Here is a 14568-nt window from a genome sequence, read left to right on the forward strand (position 1 = left end):
GCCCGGCGGCTGCCCGCTTCGGCATCCGGCCTAGCCCGCCGTGACCTTCACCGACCCCCGTACCTCCTCGTAGGTGCGGGGGTCGAAGTCTCCCGCCGTGGGGGACGCGACCGTGGCCGCGGAGAGGGCCACCGCCCGGGTCAGGCGGTCCGGCCAGTCCAGGCCTTCGGTGAGGGCCGAGAGCAGGCCCGCGACCGCGGAGTCGCCGGCGCCGGTGGGGTTGCCCGCGAGGGGGCGGGGCGGGGCCGCCCGCCAGGTGCCCAGGGCGGTGGCGGCGAGCAGTCCCTCCGGGCCGAGCGAGGTGACCACGGCGTGGGCCCCGCGCCGGCGGGCGTCGCGGGTGGCGGGCAGCGGGTCGCGGGACCCGGTCAGCTCGGCGAGTTCGGCGGCGTTCGGTTTGATCACGTCGGGGCGGGCCGCGACCCCGCGGCGCAGGGCCTCGCCGCTGGTGTCGAGGAGGACGGGCACGCCGGCCGCGCGGGCCGTCCGTACGAGGGCCGCGTAAGCCCCTACGGGGACGCCCGGGGGCAGGCTGCCGCACAGGGCCACCGCGCGGGCGCCGCCCGCCAGCAGGGCCCCGTAGCGGGTGAGGAACGCGGACCACTCGGCGGCGGTGATCAGCGGGCCGGGTTCGTTGAACTGCGTGGTGTCCCCGGAGGCTTCGTCGACGACGGCCAGGGTGCGCCGGGTGGTGGCCGCGCAGGGGACCAGTTCGTCGCGGACGCCGGGGGAGCCGGCGAGCAGCTCGCGTACGAGGGCTCCCGTCGGGCCGCCGGCGAAGCCGGTCGCGGTGACCTCGTGGCCGATCGCGGCGAGCACGCGGGCCACGTTGAGGCCTTTGCCGCCGGGGCGTTCGGTGACCTCGGTGACGCGGTGGGAGGCGTGCGCGAGCAGGCGCGGTACGCGGTAGGTGACGTCGAGCGCGGTGTTGAGCGTCACGGTAAGGATCATGGCTTGCCCCGGTGTCGGTGTGTGCCGGGATCATGCCAAATGCAGGAGCGGTCGGCCCAGTACCCCGGGCCGACCGCTCCCGCGGCTCGTCTCAGTTGCCCGCGAGCGGGTCCACGATCCATGCGCCGCGCCGCATGACGCCGCGGACGTCGAAGGCGGAGTCGAGGACGACGAGGTCCGCGTACTTGCCGGGCTCCAGTGAGCCGACCTGGTCGTAGACGCCGATCAGCTTGGCCGGGTTGGCGGAGATCGCCTGGACCACGGACTCGACGGGGAGCTTGTCGAGGGTGACCGACCGCTTGAAGGCGGTGTCCTGGGTGAGGGTGGAGCCCGCGATGGAGCCGCCCTCGACGAGGCGCGCGACGCCCTCCTTGACCTCGACCTCCAGCGGGCCGAGGTGGTAGGTCCCGTCGCCGAAGCCGGCCGCGTCCATCGCGTCGGTGATCAGCGCCACCCGGTGCGCGCCCGCGTGGTGGAAGGCCAGCTCCAGCATGGCGGGGTGCAGGTGGACGCCGTCGTTGATCAGCTCGACGGTGACCCGCTCGTCCTCCAGCAGGGCCGCGATGGGGCCGGGGGCGCGGTGCTCCATGCCCGGCATCGCGTTGTAGAGGTGGGTGGCCACGGTCGCGCCGGCGTCGATGGCCTCGAGCGTCTGGTCGTACGTGGAGTCCGTGTGGCCGATCGCCGCGACGACCCCGTGCTCGGCGAGCAGCCGTACGGAGTCCAGGCCGCCGGGGAGTTCGGTGGCGAGGGTGAACATGCGGGCGGCGCCGTGCGAGGCGTCGATCAGCTTGCGGACCTCGGCCGGGTCGGGGTCGCGCAGGAGGTCTTCCTTGTGCGCGCCCTTGCGGCAGGGGTTGATGAAGGGCCCCTCGAAGTGGATGCCCGCGATGTCGCCCTGCTGGGTCAGCTCGGCGAGCAGTCCGGCGCGGCGGGCCAGCTCGTCCAGGTCCCCGGTGACCGTGGAGGCGACCAGGGTGGTGGTGCCGTGCTCGCGGTGGGTCCGTACGCCCTTGAGCACCTCCTCGGCGGTGCCGGAGGTGAAGGAGGCCCCGCCGCCGCCGTGGTTGTGCATGTCGACGAAGCCGGGGACGATCAGGCACCCGGAGAGGTCGACGACGGCCGCGTTCTCCTCCGCGCTGCCGGCGATGCGCTCACCGTCGACGATGAGACGTCCGCCCTTGACGATGCCCGTGGGCAGCACCACGTCGGCGCCGGAGAGAACGGTGCTGCGGCCCACATGTGCGCTTCCGGACATCAGTCAGGTACCTCCGTGGCGAGTAGATCCCAGGCGAGCAGCCCTGCACCCAGGCATCCGGCGGTGTCCCCGAGGGCCGCCGGAACGATGTGGGGCAGCCGCTGGAACGTCACGCGTTCCTCCACGGCCGCCCGTAGTGGTGTGAACAAGGTTTCCCCGGCCTCGGCCAGCCCGCCACCGATGATCAGCGTGCGCGGGTCCAGCAGGGTGATCGCGGTGACCAGCCCGTCTGCGAGGGCGCCGATGGCGGCGAGCCAGACCGCGAGGGCGCGCTCGTCACCCGATTCGACGGCCTTGGCGCAGTCGGCGGCGTCCGCGTCGGGGTCGCCGGAGGCGGCCGCCCAGGCACGGCTGACGGCGGAGGCGGAGGCGAGGGTCTCCAGGCAGCCGCGCTGGCCGCAGCCGCAGGCGGGGCCGCCGGGACGGACCACGATGTGGCCGATCTCGCCGGCGTAGCCGTGCGCGCCGGCCTCGATGCGGCCGGCGATGCCGATGGCTCCGGCGATGCCGGTGCCGAGGGGGACGAACAGGAAGCGGTCGGCTCCGCGGCCCGCGCCGATGCGGCCTTCGGCGAGTCCGCCCGTGCGGACGTCGTGGCCGAGGGCGACCGGGATCCCGCCGAGGCGTCTGCCGAGCAGTTCGCGCATGGGGACGTCGCGCCAGCCCAGGTTCGCCGCGTAGACGGCGATCCCGTTCTCGGCGTCGACGATGCCGGGGACGGCCACGCCGGCCGCGGAGGCGGTGGTGGCGAAGCGTTCCCGGCCGAGGTCGAGGAGCTCGGCGGCGAAGTCCTGGATCGTCTCGACGACGGCTTCGGCGCCCCGCTCGCGGCCGGTGGCGCGGCGCGCCTCGTGGAGCAGGGTGCCGTCGGCGGCGACGAGGGCGGCCTTCATCCCAGTGCCGCCCACATCGAGGGCGATGACGTGTTTCACGGGTTTCACGGGTGACAGTCTCGCGTGATCGGAGGGCAAAGGTCTAGTCCACTGGGAGGGATTGTTGAGTGGCCATACAAATTCGGGACCTTCGTCGGGGAGCGGGCCGGTACGCGGGTCCGCACGCGCGTCCGTACGCATGTGCGCGTGCAGGCTGTGTGCACGTTTGGGTCCGGATGTTGACCAGGCTCAAAAGTGGTGTAGACCTTTACGCGAATCGTACGGAACAACCTGGGGTGGAACGAGAACTTTGAAGGCGCGAACTGTCCAGGCCAGAAAGCTGAACCTCGCCGCGTCCGGCCTCGCACTGTGCCTGACCACCGTGACGCTGACCGGCTGCGGCGCCGTGCCGGGCCTCACCGGGGACAACGAGGTGACCCTGAAGGTCGTGGCGGCCGACTACGGGGACAAACCGGAAAACTCCTCCAAGCCCTACTGGAAGGACCTCGCCGCGTCCTTCGAGAAGCGCAACCCCGGCATCAAGGTCCAGGTCGACGTCTACTCCTGGTCCGACGTCGACGCCAAGGTCGCCGAGATGGTCAAGGCCGGCGAGGCCCCCGACATCGCCCAGATCGGCGCCTACGCGGACTATGCCGCCGACGGCAAGCTGTACTCCGCCGACGAGCTGCTCTCCGTGAACACCGAGGCCGACTTCCTCGCGCCGCTCGCCGACGCGGGCAAGGTCCGGCGCAACCAGTACGGCCTGCCCTTCGTGGCCAGCACCCGGCTGATGTTCTACAACGAGAAGCTCTTCGCCGACGCCGGCATCATCCCCAAGGACGGCAAGACCCGCTGGCAGCCCAAGAGCTGGGCCGAGCTGGAGGCCGCCGCCAAGAAGCTCAAGGCGGCCGGAGTCCCGACGCCCCTCGCGCTGCCCCTGGGCCGCGAGGAGGCACAGGCCGAGACGATGCAGTGGCTGCTCGCGGGCGGCGGCGGCTACGCCGACAACGAAGAGAACTACTCGATCGACTCCGCGGACAACGTCAACACCCTGGAGTTCCTGCGCGACAAGCTCGTCGGCGCGGGCCTGACCGGCCCCGTCGAACCGGCCAAGCTGAACCGCCAGGCCGCCTTCGACTCCTTCTCGCGCGGCGAGGTCGGCATGCTCAACGGGCACCCGACGCTGCTCAAGCAGGCCGCCGCGAAGGGCGTGAAGTACGGCATGACCCCCATGCCGACCTTCGACGGGGTGTCCCACCCGACGATGGGAGTCGCCGACTGGGTGATGGCCTTCAAGACCGGCCACCAGACGCAGTCGGGGAAGTTCCTGGACTTCCTGTACGAGGAGAACAACGTCACGGCCTTCACCGAGAAGTACGACCTGCTCCCGGTCACCACCAGCGGCTCCCGGGCGATGGAGGCCTCCACGGGCGCCTCCTCGGCGGAGCTGAAGACCTTCCTGCGCGCGCTGCCCAACGCGCGCCTGTACCCGGTGGGCAAGAAGTCCTGGGCGGCCGTGAGCGAGGACGTCAAGAAGAACATCGGCAAGGCCGTGCAGCCGGGCGGCCAGCCCGAGAAGGTCCTCGGGGACATCGCGGAGGGCGGGCGCAAGGCGGAGCCCCGCTGATCGGAGCGGGGCTGTCGGAGGGCGGAGCTAGTCTGGCCGTATGACGGACGCGGACGAGAGGCCGCCGGCCGGGCTGAGCGCCGACGAGGCGGCCGTACTGGCCTACGAAGGCCGCACCTGGCCCGGCCCGGGCGCCAAGGAGCGGGCCATAAGGGAGGGACTGGGGATGCCCCCGGTCCGGTACTACCAGCTGCTCAACGCGCTGATGGACGACCCCAGGGCACTTCAGCACGCCCCGGGCACCGTGAACCGCCTGCGGCGCATCCGCGAGGCCCAGCGCGCGAGGCGGTAGCGGCGGGCCGCGGCGGCGGTGGCAGCGGGGACCGGCGCCGTGGTCGGTGCCGTGTCCTGCACAGCCGTCGGTTCCGGGGCCCGGTGCCATGCGCGGGGCACGCGCCGTAGCCGTGGCCCGGCGGGCCCGTTAGGGTCGAGCGTATGGGGAGCCATCCGCACGATCTGCCGATGCCCGTCACCACCGCCGGACGGGAGGGACTCGAAGCCCTCCTGCGCGCACCGCGCCGCTCCGTCGTCGCCCTGGACTTCGACGGCACCCTCGCCGACATCGTTCCCGACCCGGACCAGGCACGGGCCCACTCCGGAGCCGTCCCCGCGCTCGCCGCCCTCGCCCCCGAGGTCGGCTCCGTCGCGGTCGTCACCGGCAGGCCGGCCGGGGTCGCCGTCCGCTACGGGGGCTTCGCCGGGGTCCCGGGACTCGAACACCTCGTGGTGCTCGGGCACTACGGGGCCGAGCGCTGGGACGCAGTGAGCGGCATCGTGCACGCTCCGGCCGAGCATGCGGGAGTCGCGGCGGTCCGGGCGGAGCTGCCCGGGTTCCTGGACGCGATCGGCGCGTGGCGCGGAACCTGGATCGAGGAGAAGGGCCAGGCGCTGGCCGTCCACACCCGCCGCGCGGCAGACCCGGAAGCGGCCTTCGAGGCCCTGCGGGAGCCCTTGGCGGGGCTGGCGGCCCGGCACGGCCTGATGGTCGAACCGGGCCGGGCCGTACTGGAGCTGCGGCCGCCGGGAATGGACAAGGGCGTCGCCCTCACGGAGTACCTCGCGGAGGTGGGGGCACAGGCCGTGCTCTACGCCGGGGACGACCTCGGGGACCTCGCGGCGTACTCGGCGGTGGAGAAGCTGCGGGCCGGGGGCATGCCGGGGCTGCTGGTGTGCAGTGGCTCCGCGGAGGTTCCGGAACTCGCCGCCCGTGCGGACCTGACGCTGTCCGGTCCGTCGGAGGTCGTCGCCTTCCTGGCGGCGCTGGCCGCGGCGCTGGGCGCAGCCGCTCCTTCGTGACGCGCCGCCCGCACCGCTGCCCCGGGGAACGGGCGAAGGGCGGGCGGGGACTTCGCCCCGCGCCGCGGTGCGGTCAGGTGCGCAGGGCGTCCAGCTGGGACGTGAGCCACTGGGTCGGGGGGAGTGCCGTGGCGGCCACCGCCAGCCGCTTCGTGCGGTCCGCGCGCTCCGCCGCCGGCATGGAGAGGGCCGCGTGCAGGGCCTCCGCCGTGGCCGTCACGTCGTACGGGCTCACCGTCAGCGCATCCGCCCGGAGCTCCTCGTACGCCCCCGCCCCGGTGGACAGCACCAGCGCGCACCCCGCCTCCGACACCACAGGGATCTCCTTCGCGACGAGGTTCATGCCGTCCCGTACGGGATTGACCAGTGCCACGTCCGCCAGCCGGTACGCCGCCAGCGACCGCGCGAAGTCGTCCTCGACGGAGACCAGTACCGGCTGCCAGTCGGCCGTGCCGAACTCCGTGTTGACCGCCGCCGCCAGCTCCCCCACCGACTCGGTGTACTCCCGGTACACCGCAAGGTCCTGCCGGGACGGGTACGCGGAGGCCAGGTGGACCACCCGCTCCCGCCACTCGGGGTGGGTGACCAGCAGTTCCCGGTACGCCAGCAGCCCCCGCAGGATGTTCTTCGACAACTCCGTGCGGTCCACGCGGACGATCGTCTTCAGCCCGCCGACCTCCGCCCGCAGCGCCGCCAGCTTGTCGTCCACCTCCGGCCGGTGGGCGAGCGCGCGCAGCTCGTCCCCGTCCACGCCGAGGGGGTAGGCGTTCACTTCGGTGAACCGGCGCTCCACGGGCCCGGTACCGGTGCCGGCCGCCTTGCGGTGCCACACCCCGCGCTCCGGGCTTCCGGCAGGGTAGTGCGCCTGCGCGATACCGCTCACGTCGTCGAAGTTCGCCGCGTTGGTGAAGTTGTACGCCCACTCCCACGTGTGGAAGCCGAGGCGGTCGGCCCCGAGCATCCCCCACACCAGCTGGGTCCGGACGTCGTCCGGGAGCATGCGCAGGAAGTCCGTGGACGCCCACGGCGTGTGCGTGAAGTGGCCGATCCGCAGGTCGGGGCGCAGCTCCCGGAGCATTCCCGGGGCCAGGGCCAGGTGGTAGTCCTGGATCAGGACCGTCGCGCCCTCGGCCGCCTCCTCCGCCAGGGCCGCCGCGAAGGCCTCGTTGTACGCGACGTAGCAGTCCCAGCGGCGACGGAACTCCGCGTCGAAGACCGGCTCGCGCGGGATCTCGTACAGGTGGTGGTGGAGGAACCACAGCACCGAGTTCGCGATGCCGTTGTACGCGCCGTCGTACACCTCGGGGTCGATCGCCAGCATGCGTACGCCGGGCTCGGAGACCCCGCGCCGCACCGCCTCCCGGTCCGCGTCGGACAGGGCCGCGCAGATCCACAGCGCCCCCGGCTGTTCGGCGAGCGCGGTGGAGAGGCCGGAGACGAGCCCGCCCCCGCCGCGGCGGGCACTGAGCGTGCCGTCCGCGGCGAGGGCGTACGAGAGGGGGCCGCGATTCGCGGCGACGAGCACCTGGGAAGCCATGCGGCGAACCTAGCCCGCCTCGGCGCCGGTCAAACGTCGGCGCCTGCGCGTCCGCCGGACCGAGAGGAAGACCACACCGCCGAGTGCCGTGGGCGTGGCGCCTGCCGTACCCGTCAGCCCAAGGGCCCGGCCGTCGGAGCCGGTGTCGGCCGGGTTCCCGCCCGGGGAGTCCTTGAAGCCGTCCCCCGCGTCCACGGGCAGCGGTCGCGGCTGGGCCGGGACGATCGGGGTGCTACGCCACACGACGGCGTGCGTACTCCTCGATGTCCAGCATCGGCGGCCGCTCCTCGGTGTCCACGGCGTAGGTGTGCGGCACGAACCCCTGCGGGCCGCGCTCGAACTGCGTCAGCTCGGGGCGCACGAGGTGCCCGCGCGAGAGCCGTACCTGCGCCGTGCGGTAGATCGCGGCGGCCATCCGCCCCAGCGCCTGGCCGTCCTGGTGCCGGTGCAGCCGGACGCCCACGTCCACCTGGGCCAGGGCGTCCAGCCCGGCCGTGTGCAGCGCGTCCACCAGCAGGCCCAGCTCGACCCCGTAGCCCACGGGGAACGGCAGCCGCTCCAGCAGTTCGCGGCGTACGGCGTACTCGCCGCCCAGCGGCTGGACGAAGCCGGCCAGCTGCGGCCAGTGGAGGTTGAGCAGCGGGCGGGCCACCAGCTCGGTCACCCGGCCGCCCTGGCCGTGGGCCTTGGCGGAGGCCGGGGCGGCCGGGTCGCTGAACTCCGGGCCGAGGGGGCGGTCGTACATGGCCTTGACGAACCGCACCTCCGGATCGGTCAGCAGCGGGCCGACGATCCCGGAGACGAAGGAGGCCGAGAAATCGCGCAGGTCGGCGTCCACGAAGCAGACGATGTCCCCGGTGGTGACCAGCAGCGAACGCCACAGCACCTCGCCCTTGCCGGGCAGCGCCGGGATCCGCGGCAGGACCTCGTCACGGTGCACCACCCGGGCCCCCGCCTTGGCCGCGACCTCCGCGGTGCGGTCCGTGGAACCCGAGTCGATCACGACGAGCTCGTCCACCAGGGGCACCGGCAGGCCCTCGATCAGATCGCGCCGGATCACCTCGACGATCTCGCCGACCGTCGCCTCCTCGTTCAGCGCCGGCAGCACCACGCTCACCGTGGTGCCCGCTGCCCGCTTGGCGGAAAGCAGCTGGCCGAGCGGTCGGTCGGCGGCTGACCAGGAGCGGTCTGCCAGCCAGCGCTCCACCTCTTCCAGCACCTTCAGCACTCCTTGGTTCTTCACTGGTTTGGACCGAAATATGATCCATCTCGCGGTTCGGACGGCTGTCTCAACCACCCGGGCCTTCGGTTACAGTCTTGAACAACGCGAAGGTCCACCGCATGCCGGGGGTCCCCGCGTACAAACGCACCGGCGCGCCATAGAGCGCGTGTGCCGGTGCCATACCGCTCATCCAGAGGGGCAGAGGGACACGGCCCGTTGAAGCCCCGGCAACCCTCCAGTCGGTTCTCGCGATCGCGCACACCAGCGCCGCCAGCGAGGTCCCCGGCTAGGGAAGGTGCCAATTCCGTCTCATGGCGAAGTGCGCCATGGGGAAGATGAGGAGAAAGGGCCTCGCCATCATGGCTGCACAGTCTGTCGCAACCTCTGCCGAAACCGTCGAGAACAACGCGTCCGGCACCTCTGTCGATCTCGGTCCCGCCACCGGCCTTTCCTGTCGTGAGTGCGGTACCCGCTTCGAGCTCGGCCCGATCTTCGCCTGCGCCGAGTGCTTCGGACCGCTCGAAGTCGCCTACGAGCTGCCCCTGGGCGACCCGGAGGCCCTGCGCGCCGCCATCGAGGCCGGCCCGAACAACATCTGGCGCTACGCGCCGCTGCTGCCCGTCCCCGCGGACGTGGCCTCCAAGCCGAGCCTGAACCCCGGCTTCACCAAGCTCGTGGACGCGGCCAACCTGGCCAAGGAGCTCGGCGTCACCGGCAAGCTGTACGTCAAGGACGACTCCGGCAACCCGACGCACTCCTTCAAGGACCGCGTCGTGGCCATCGCCGTCGAGGCCGCCCGCGCCTTCGGCTTCACCACCCTCTCCTGCTCCTCCACCGGCAACCTGGCCGGCGCCGTCGGCGCCGCGGCCGCCCGCGCCGGCTTCCGCTCCTGCGTGTTCATCCCGCACGACCTGGAGCAGGGCAAGGTCGTCATGGCCGGTGTCTACGGTGGCGACCTGGTCGGCATCGAGGGCAACTACGACGACGTCAACCGCTTCTGCTCGGAGCTCATCGGCGACCCGCTGGGCGAGGGCTGGGGCTTCGTCAACGTCAACCTGCGCCCGTACTACGGCGAGGGCTCCAAGACCCTGGCGTACGAGATCTGCGAGCAGCTCGGCTGGCAGCTGCCCGACCAGATCGTCATCCCGATCGCGTCCGGCTCGCAGCTCACGAAGATCGACAAGGGTCTGCAGGAGCTCGTCAAGCTCGGCCTCGTCGAGGACAAGCCGTACAAGATCTTCGGCGCCCAGGCCGAGGGCTGCTCGCCCGTCTCGACGGCCTTCAAGGCCGGCCACGAGGTGGTCCGCCCGCAGAAGCCGAACACCATCGCCAAGTCGCTGGCCATCGGCAACCCGGCGGACGGTCCGTACGTCCTGGACATCGCGCGCCGCACCGGCGGCTACGTCGAGGACGTCAACGACACCCAGGTCGTCGAGGCCATCAAGCTCCTCGCCCAGACCGAGGGCATCTTCGCCGAGACCGCGGGCGGCGTGACCGTCGGCGTGACGAAGAAGCTCATCGAGAACGGGCAGCTCGACCCGACGCTGACCACCGTGGTCCTGAACACCGGTGACGGTCTCAAGACCCTGGAGGCGGTGGCCGAAGGTGGTGGCCAGACCGCCACCATCCGCCCGAGCCTGGACGCGTTCCGCGCCGCAAACCTGGCCTAGGGGGCATCCGGCGCATCAGGGCCGGATCAGCCTCCTTCTCTCTCTCCCTGCACACCGGAAAGGCAGTAGCGCCATGAGCGTCAACGTCCGCATCCCCACCATCCTGCGCACCTACACCGGCGGCCAGGCCGAGGTCCCCGCCGAGGGCGCGACCCTCGAAGAGGTCATCCAGTCACTGGAGGCCAGCCACCCCGGCATCGCCGCGCGCGTCCTCGACGACCAGGGCAAGCTGCGCCGCTTCGTCAACGTCTACGTCAACGACGACGACGTGCGCTTCGAGGGCGGGCTGCAGACGTCCACGCCGGACGGCGCGGGCATCTCGATCATCCCCGCCGTCGCGGGCGGCTGCTGAGGCGCGCGCGGCCTTCGCAAGACCACGCAGTAACTGAATTGCCCCCTCCGTTACCAAACGGAGGGGGCAATTCTGCTTGGTTGGGCGCGGTAGAGTTGGGGAAGTCCCCTCCGCTGTTCTTGCCCGCCGCATATGAACGGGCCGCGAGAGGGTTGACATTGAGTCAACATGCAAGTGCGCTATGGGTCCTTGGTGGGTTTTGTCCGGCCCGAGTTGCCCTGGAATATTCCGGGTTTTCACCCTATTTCAATCTTTTGGCATGTCCAGAATTCTCATCGGAATGACCTGTTGCAGACAGCAGCGGTGCGGATACATTCAGCCCCGGTCGAGGCGTTCCGGCGCAAGTTCTGACCCGGGACCGCGAAGTGCGGTCCTGCGCAAGGGCCAGTAATAGGGGAGTTAGGCATGGCTCAGGGCACCGTCAAGTGGTTCAACGCGGAGAAGGGCTACGGCTTCATCGCGGTCGACGGTGGTGCGGATGTGTTCGTCCACTACAGCGCCATCCAGATGGACGGGTACCGCACCCTTGAAGAGGGTCAGCGGGTCGAGTTCGAGATCTCGCAGGGCCAGAAGGGTCCGCAGGCGGACATGGTCAAGCTCGCCGCCGGCTAGTCCGACCGCGATCGACCACCGACACGTACGGGGCCACGCACAGCGGCCGCGTACGACGGCACAACGGCATGTGTACGAGGGGCCCACATCCTGGACACGGGATGCGGGCCCCTCGTGCGTGGCGGCGCCGGCGGCCTTGCGGCGCCTGGGTGTTCCTCGCGGGTTGCCCGAAGCAGCTTGCACTCGGGGGGGTCGAGTGCTAATCATTGGCGTTAGCACTCTCCTGGTGAGAGTGCTACTAAACGAGGACCGGGTCGGTGAGGCCCGCAGGGTCCGGTGGGAAGGAACCGCCGGGCACGCAGGCCGTCCGTCGCGGGCGCGGGCGCGGTCCGGGAGCAATCCACCGCTGTCCGGGAGGACCACTTCAGATGGCCAAGATCATTGCGTTCGACGAGGAGGCCCGCCGCGGCCTCGAGCGTGGGATGAACCAGCTCGCCGACGCCGTCAAGGTCACCCTTGGCCCCAAGGGTCGCAACGTCGTCCTTGAGAAGAAGTGGGGCGCCCCCACGATCACCAACGATGGTGTCTCCATCGCCAAGGAGATCGAGCTCGAGGACCCGTACGAGAAGATCGGCGCCGAGCTGGTCAAGGAAGTCGCCAAGAAGACGGACGACGTCGCCGGCGACGGTACGACCACCGCCACCGTTCTCGCCCAGGCGCTCGTCCGCGAGGGCCTGCGCAACGTGGCCGCCGGTGCGAACCCGATGGCCCTCAAGCGCGGTATCGAGAAGGCCGTCGAGGCCGTCTCCGCCGCCCTGCTGGCGCAGGCCAAGGATGTCGAGACCAAGGAGCAGATCGCTTCGACGGCCTCCATCTCCGCCGCCGACACCCAGATCGGCGAGCTCATCGCCGAGGCCATGGACAAGGTCGGCAAGGAAGGCGTCATCACGGTCGAGGAGTCGCAGACCTTCGGCCTGGAGCTCGAGCTCACCGAGGGCATGCGCTTCGACAAGGGCTACATCTCGGCGTACTTCGCCACCGACATGGAGCGCATGGAGTCGTCCCTCGACGACCCGTACATCCTGATCGTCAACTCCAAGATCGGCTCGGTCAAGGACCTGCTGCCGCTCCTGGAGAAGGTCATGCAGTCCGGCAAGCCGCTGCTGATCATCGCCGAGGACGTCGAGGGCGAGGCGCTCTCCACCCTCGTCGTCAACAAGATCCGCGGCACCTTCAAGTCCGTCGCCGTCAAGGCCCCGGGCTTCGGCGACCGCCGCAAGGCCATGCTCGGCGACATCGCCATCCTCACGGGCGGCACGGTCATCTCCGAGGAGGTCGGCCTCAAGCTCGAGAACGCCGGTCTCGACCTGCTCGGCCGCGCCCGCAAGGTCGTCATCACCAAGGACGAGACCACCATCGTCGACGGTGCCGGTGACAGCGACCAGGTCCAGGGTCGCGTCAACCAGATCCGCGCCGAGATCGAGAACTCCGACTCGGACTACGACCGCGAGAAGCTGCAGGAGCGCCTGGCGAAGCTCGCCGGCGGTGTTGCGGTCATCAAGGCCGGAGCCGCGACCGAGGTCGAGCTCAAGGAGCGCAAGCACCGCATCGAGGACGCCGTTCGCAACGCGAAGGCGGCCGTCGAAGAGGGCATCGTCGCCGGTGGCGGCGTGGCCCTGCTGCAGGCCTCCTCGGTCTTCGACAAGCTGGAGCTCACCGGCGACGAGGCGACCGGCGCCAACGCCGTCAAGCTCGCGCTGGAGGCCCCGCTCAAGCAGATCGCCGTCAACGGTGGTCTCGAGGGTGGCGTCGTCGTGGAGAAGGTCCGCAACCTGCAGATCGGTTGGGGCCTGAACGCCGCGACCGGCGAGTACGTCGACATGATCGCGTCGGGCATCATCGACCCGGCGAAGGTCACCCGCTCTGCCCTGCAGAACGCGGCGTCGATCGCGGCTCTCTTCCTCACCACCGAGGCCGTCATCGCCGACAAGCCCGAGAAGGCCGGCGCCGCTGCCGGCGGCGGCATGCCGGGCGGCGACATGGACTTCTGATCCACCCCCGGGCTCCGGCCCGAAGGTAGATCGGCTGTTCTTCACGTACCGAGGGCGGCACCCCTTCCTGACGGAGGGGGTGCCGCCCTCGGGCGTTTCCGGCAGTCCTGGAAGGCGGTGGTGTCGATGGCGAAGCCGCCGTACACGTCCAGCCCGTCTTCGTCGCCGCAGCCCTCGACGCAGTGCCCCTGAATCCGCGCCTCGCCCCGGGCCGGCGGCGGGCAGACCGCCGTGCCCGGCCTGTGGGACGGGCCGCCGTGGCCCTGCGAGCTTTGGTTGACTGCTGGCATGACTGATGTGTTCGTCAAGATCTGCGGGCTCAAGACCGCGCACGACGTCGAGGTGGCCGTGGCCGCCGGAGCCGATGCCGTCGGCTTCGTCTTCGCGCCCGGGAGCCCGCGTACGGTCGATGCCGCCACCGCGCGGGCGCTGGCCGCGGGGGTGCCGGACGGGGTGCTCACCGTAGGGGTGTTCCGGGGGCAGTCCGTCGCCGAGGTGCGGCGGTTCGCGGAGGAGAGCGGCGTACGGGGCGTGCAGCTGCACGGCGAGGAGGGCCCGGAGGACTTCGCGGCGCTGCGCGCCGAGGGCCGCACCCTGCTGCGGGCGACGGCGCAGCACGTGGAGCGCTGCGGGGAGTACGGCGAGGACATGCTGCTCCTCGACGCCCCGGACCCCGGCTCCGGCAAGCCGTGGAACTGGGGTTCGCCGGAGTTCGACGCCCCCGCGGGCCGCTGGCTCCTGGCGGGCGGGCTGACACCGGCCAACGTGGGCGAGGCCGTCACGGTCACCGGCGCGTGGGGCGTGGACGTGTCCAGCGGCGTGGAGAGCGAGCGCGGGGTCAAGTCCCCGGACCTCATCCGCGCCTTCATCGCGGCCGCCCGGGGCGCGAGGCCCCGCCGGGGCTGAGGGGCGGAGCCGGTCTCTTCAGCCACCGGGCATGGGTGACGCGGTCCGGGTGCTTTCAGCCGTCCGGCGTTCGAGGACGGACCGGGGTCCGGGGCTGAGCCCCAGGGTGGTCCGGGCGCAGCCCGGTACTTCTCCCAGCCCGTCCGGGAATGGAGGACCGGGTCCGGGCAGCGCCCGGGTCCGGGCAGCGCCGGGGCCGGGCGTGTGGATCCGCTGCGCCGTCCGGCCGCTCACCGCAGGTGTCGCCGCGGATCGGGGCCCGCGGAGTGGTCGG

14 protein-coding genes and 1 riboswitch are annotated in these 14568 nt (G+C 71.5%); of the genes, 8 read left to right on the forward strand and 6 right to left on the reverse strand.

Annotation, left to right across the window (positions count from 1 at the left end; translation table 11 throughout):
• Positions 1-30: 30 nt before the first annotated feature.
• The 3 genes from ABZY57_RS05590 to ABZY57_RS05600 all read right to left on the reverse strand — a co-directional run bounded on the left by ABZY57_RS05590 (position 31) and on the right by ABZY57_RS05600 (position 3141).
• Positions 31-951 carry a 1-phosphofructokinase family hexose kinase gene (locus tag ABZY57_RS05590; RefSeq protein ID WP_356508424.1) on the reverse strand — a complete coding sequence of 307 codons (921 nt, stop codon included), beginning with the start codon at positions 949-951 and terminating at the stop codon, positions 31-33.
• 91 nt (positions 952-1042) lie between these two features.
• A complete protein-coding gene (nagA, locus tag ABZY57_RS05595; protein ID WP_356508426.1) occupies positions 1043-2209 on the reverse strand; it encodes an N-acetylglucosamine-6-phosphate deacetylase in 1167 nt (388 codons plus the stop codon).
• Positions 2209-3141: an ROK family protein gene (locus ABZY57_RS05600; protein WP_356508506.1), complete on the reverse strand. Its 933-nt coding sequence runs from the start codon at positions 3139-3141 to the stop codon at positions 2209-2211. Before ABZY57_RS05600 ends, nagA begins: the two co-directional genes overlap by 1 nt.
• A 250-nt stretch (positions 3142-3391) precedes the next feature.
• Between ABZY57_RS05600 and ABZY57_RS05605 the strand changes: the two genes are divergently transcribed.
• From ABZY57_RS05605 to otsB, 3 genes are all read left to right on the forward strand, one after another.
• Positions 3392-4708 carry an extracellular solute-binding protein gene (locus ABZY57_RS05605; RefSeq protein WP_356508428.1) on the forward strand — a complete coding sequence of 439 codons (1317 nt, stop codon included), beginning with the start codon at positions 3392-3394 and terminating at the stop codon, positions 4706-4708.
• A gap of 40 nt (positions 4709-4748) precedes the next feature.
• Complete coding sequence (locus ABZY57_RS05610; protein WP_243339532.1) at positions 4749-5000, forward strand: DUF3263 domain-containing protein; 252 nt, start codon at positions 4749-4751, stop codon at positions 4998-5000.
• Positions 5001-5143: 143 nt separating this feature from the next.
• The gene (gene otsB, locus ABZY57_RS05615) at positions 5144-6004 is read left to right on the forward strand and encodes a trehalose-phosphatase (protein WP_356508430.1); all 861 of its coding nucleotides are present in this window, start codon (positions 5144-5146) and stop codon (positions 6002-6004) included.
• Between the two features lie 73 nt (positions 6005-6077).
• On the opposite strand, the gene ABZY57_RS05620 is transcribed toward otsB, so the two are convergent.
• The 3 genes from ABZY57_RS05620 to ABZY57_RS05630 are packed head-to-tail and all read right to left on the reverse strand — an operon-like array spanning position 6078 to position 8760.
• Entirely contained in the window at positions 6078-7541 is a 1464-nt protein-coding gene (locus tag ABZY57_RS05620) for a trehalose-6-phosphate synthase (protein WP_356508432.1), read from the reverse strand.
• 9 nt (positions 7542-7550) lie between these two features.
• Positions 7551-7784 (reverse strand): hypothetical protein, encoded by a 234-nt coding sequence (locus tag ABZY57_RS05625; protein WP_356508434.1) that lies wholly within the window; start codon positions 7782-7784, stop codon positions 7551-7553.
• Positions 7774-8760 (reverse strand): glucosyl-3-phosphoglycerate synthase, encoded by a 987-nt coding sequence (locus ABZY57_RS05630; RefSeq protein ID WP_356508508.1) that lies wholly within the window; start codon positions 8758-8760, stop codon positions 7774-7776. Before ABZY57_RS05630 ends, ABZY57_RS05625 begins: the two co-directional genes overlap by 11 nt.
• A 186-nt stretch (positions 8761-8946) precedes the next feature.
• Positions 8947-9105, forward strand: a riboswitch (SAM riboswitch).
• On the opposite strand from ABZY57_RS05630, the gene thrC reads away from it, so the two are divergent.
• The 5 genes from thrC to ABZY57_RS05655 all read left to right on the forward strand — a co-directional run bounded on the left by thrC (position 9099) and on the right by ABZY57_RS05655 (position 14294).
• Positions 9099-10433 carry a threonine synthase gene (thrC, locus tag ABZY57_RS05635; protein WP_356508436.1) on the forward strand — a complete coding sequence of 445 codons (1335 nt, stop codon included), beginning with the start codon at positions 9099-9101 and terminating at the stop codon, positions 10431-10433. (Overlaps the previous riboswitch by 7 nt.)
• 73 nt (positions 10434-10506) lie before the next feature.
• Positions 10507-10785: a MoaD/ThiS family protein gene (locus ABZY57_RS05640; RefSeq protein WP_266907411.1), complete on the forward strand. Its 279-nt coding sequence runs from the start codon at positions 10507-10509 to the stop codon at positions 10783-10785.
• A gap of 405 nt (positions 10786-11190) precedes the next feature.
• Positions 11191-11397, forward strand: coding sequence for a cold-shock protein (locus ABZY57_RS05645; protein WP_008743607.1), 207 nt, complete (start codon positions 11191-11193; stop codon positions 11395-11397).
• A 368-nt stretch (positions 11398-11765) separates the two neighbouring features.
• Entirely contained in the window at positions 11766-13388 is a 1623-nt protein-coding gene (gene groL / locus ABZY57_RS05650; protein ID WP_250742428.1) for a chaperonin GroEL, read from the forward strand.
• Positions 13389-13676: 288 nt separating this feature from the next.
• Positions 13677-14294 (forward strand): phosphoribosylanthranilate isomerase, encoded by a 618-nt coding sequence (locus ABZY57_RS05655; protein WP_356508439.1) that lies wholly within the window; start codon positions 13677-13679, stop codon positions 14292-14294.
• Positions 14295-14568 lie beyond the last annotated feature (274 nt).

Origin of the sequence: Streptomyces sp. NPDC006450 (assembly GCF_040612195.1) — a bacterium.
Taxonomy (GTDB): Bacteria; Actinomycetota; Actinomycetes; order Streptomycetales; family Streptomycetaceae; genus Streptomyces.

What these genes read in the sequence shown, in the direction of transcription:
- ABZY57_RS05590 (WP_356508424.1), bottom strand. Translation starts at nt 951, where the DNA reads ATGATCCTTACCGTGACGCTCAACACCGCGCTCGACGTCACCTACCGC.
- nagA (WP_356508426.1), bottom strand. Translation starts at nt 2,209, where the DNA reads ATGTCCGGAAGCGCACATGTGGGCCGCAGCACCGTTCTCTCCGGCGCC.
- ABZY57_RS05610 (WP_243339532.1), top strand. Translation starts at nt 4,749, where the DNA reads ATGACGGACGCGGACGAGAGGCCGCCGGCCGGGCTGAGCGCCGACGAG.
- otsB (WP_356508430.1), top strand. Translation starts at nt 5,144, where the DNA reads ATGGGGAGCCATCCGCACGATCTGCCGATGCCCGTCACCACCGCCGGA.
- ABZY57_RS05620 (WP_356508432.1), bottom strand. Translation starts at nt 7,541, where the DNA reads ATGGCTTCCCAGGTGCTCGTCGCCGCGAATCGCGGCCCCCTCTCGTAC.
- thrC (WP_356508436.1), top strand. Translation starts at nt 9,099, where the DNA reads ATGAGGAGAAAGGGCCTCGCCATCATGGCTGCACAGTCTGTCGCAACC.
- ABZY57_RS05640 (WP_266907411.1), top strand. Translation starts at nt 10,507, where the DNA reads ATGAGCGTCAACGTCCGCATCCCCACCATCCTGCGCACCTACACCGGC.
- ABZY57_RS05645 (WP_008743607.1), top strand. Translation starts at nt 11,191, where the DNA reads ATGGCTCAGGGCACCGTCAAGTGGTTCAACGCGGAGAAGGGCTACGGC.
- groL (WP_250742428.1), top strand. Translation starts at nt 11,766, where the DNA reads ATGGCCAAGATCATTGCGTTCGACGAGGAGGCCCGCCGCGGCCTCGAG.
- ABZY57_RS05655 (WP_356508439.1), top strand. Translation starts at nt 13,677, where the DNA reads ATGACTGATGTGTTCGTCAAGATCTGCGGGCTCAAGACCGCGCACGAC.